At 39.4% G+C, this 2,304-nt stretch carries 2 protein-coding genes and 1 pseudogene; all 3 read left to right on the plus strand.

Going from position 1 to position 2,304, the window contains the following annotated elements:
- The first annotated feature begins 133 nt into the window (after positions 1–133).
- A complete protein-coding gene (locus ABZA26_RS13030) occupies positions 134–1,309 on the plus strand; it encodes a phosphopentomutase (protein WP_372714939.1) in 1,176 nt (391 codons plus the stop codon).
- 69 nt (positions 1,310–1,378) lie between these two features.
- Positions 1,379–2,083, plus strand: a complete 705-nt coding sequence (gene deoD / locus ABZA26_RS13035; RefSeq protein WP_372714940.1) for a purine-nucleoside phosphorylase — start codon at positions 1,379–1,381, stop codon at positions 2,081–2,083.
- Between the two features lie 37 nt (positions 2,084–2,120).
- Positions 2,121–2,304: pseudogene (locus ABZA26_RS13040) on the plus strand (hypothetical protein); the annotation flags it as partial.

Raw genomic sequence — 2,304 nt, forward strand, 5'->3', positions numbered from 1 at the left:
AAGAAAAATATACTTCCTAGACATTTGAAAATTCTTGACCTTTTGGTTACTTTTCTGTCAAGAGAAAAGTAACAGACTTCTGTAGAAATTCAATAATTCAATTAAACCGAAAATAATAAAAAGGAGGTTAACTATGAAAAAAATAGAGAGAGCCACCATCATCGTACTAGACAGTGTCGGTGTGGGATATCTTCCTGATGCTGAAGAGTTTGGTGATGTAGGAGCAGATACTTTTGGAAATATATCCAGAGAGTGTGGAGGACTCAATATACCCAACATGGAAAAAATGGGTATAGGGAATCTAACTGAAATCACTGGTGCTAAAAAAATAAAAGATACTATAGGGGCCTACGGAAAAGCCATGGAAAAGGCAAAGGGAAAAGATACAACTACAGGTCACTGGGAAATGGCAGGAGTAATAGGTGATAAACCTTTTCCTACATATCCAGACGGATTCCCGGAAGAGGTACTAGATGAACTGGAAAAAAGAACCGGGAGAAAAATACTTTGTAACAAACCGTATTCAGGAACGGCCGTAATAGATGAATATGGTGAGGAACAATTAAAGAGCGGAGCGTGGATAATCTATACATCTGCTGACCCTGTACTTCAGATAGCAGCAAATGAAGAGGTAATTCCATTAGCTGAACTTTATAAGGGGTGTGAAACAGCTCTTGAAATATGTATGGAAAAATCCCCGGTGGCAAGGGTAATAGCCAGACCTTATGTGGGAAAAAGCAAAGGTAATTTTGAGAGAACTCCAAAGAGGCACGACTATTCTGTAAAACCTCCTAAGGCTACTGTGCTTGACAGACTCAAATCTGCAGGAAAAGATGTAATAGCCATAGGAAAGATAAGCGATATATTTGCCGGAGAAGGTATAACAGATACAAGAGGTACAAACAAAGACGATAAAGACGGTATATTAAAGACGATAAAAGCCTTGAAAGAAAACAGCAAGGGACTTATTTTTACAAATCTTGTGGACTTTGATATGAAATTCGGACACAGAAGAGACCCTAAGGGGTATAAAGAGGCAATAGAACAGTTTGACAGGTATCTTCCTGAGATAATGGCTAATATGAAAGATGATGAAGTACTGATAGTTACTGCAGATCACGGATGCGACCCTACTTATGAAGGGACAGATCATACAAGGGAATATATCCCTATCCTGGTATACGGGAAAGAGGTAAAGGGAGGGGTTGACCTGGGAATAAGGACTACCTTTGGAGATATAGCTGCAACCGTAGAAGAACTTCTTCTGGGAAACAGTATAGAGGGAAGTTTTGCAAAAGATTTGTATTGATCTAAATGTATACTGACAATAATAAAAAGTGAATTCAGATAATTTTTAAAATATATTGGGAGGTATGAGATGAGCATACATATAGCTGCTAAAAAAGGTGAAATTGCAGAGACGGTACTTCTGCCCGGAGATCCTCTGAGGGCAAAATGGATCGCAGAAACTTTTCTTGAAGACACAGTGTGTTACAATACTGTGAGGGGAATGTACGGTTATACAGGAACTTATAAAGGGAAAAAAGTATCGGTGCAGGGGACAGGTATGGGAGTTCCGTCTATATCTATATATGTCAACGAACTTATAAGAGAATACGGAGTAAAAAACCTCATAAGAGTGGGATCAGCCGGGTCTTATCAAGAGGATGTAAAAGTGAGGGACATAGTGATAGCCATGTCTTCTTCTACAAATTCAGGTGTAAATAAACTAAGATTCAACGGAGCAGATTTTGCCCCAACTGCATCTTTTGAACTGTTTATGAAGGCAGTGGAAACAGCTAAGGAAAAGGGAATAGAAATAAAGGCCGGAAATGTATTTACTTCAGATGAATTTTATCAGGATAATTTTGAGGATTATAAGAAATGGGCAGCTTTCGGAGTCCTCTGTGTGGAGATGGAAACGGCAGGCCTCTATACAGTGGCTGCAAAGTACGGTGTAAATGCTCTTACTATCCTCACAATATCTGATTCCCTAGTAACAGGGGAAGAGACAACATCTGAAGAGAGACAGAGTACATTCAGTGAGATGATGGAAATAGCTCTAGGTACACTGGAAAAATAACACTGTAAATATTTTGGGATATCTCAAGGTGGTACAGGTGACTCTTTTGGAGGTGAATGCGATGCTGATAAATGAAAAAGAGATATTAGAACTGATAGACGAAGCTATAGAGGCTAGGGAAAATGCTTACGTAAAATATTCCGGATTCAAGGTCGGGGCGGTGGTTGTCGACGAGAAAGGCAATCATTATAGGGGTGCCAACGTGGAAAATGCTTCTTACG

The organism is Ilyobacter sp., assembly GCF_041583315.1.
Lineage (GTDB): Bacteria > Fusobacteriota > Fusobacteriia > Fusobacteriales > Fusobacteriaceae > Ilyobacter.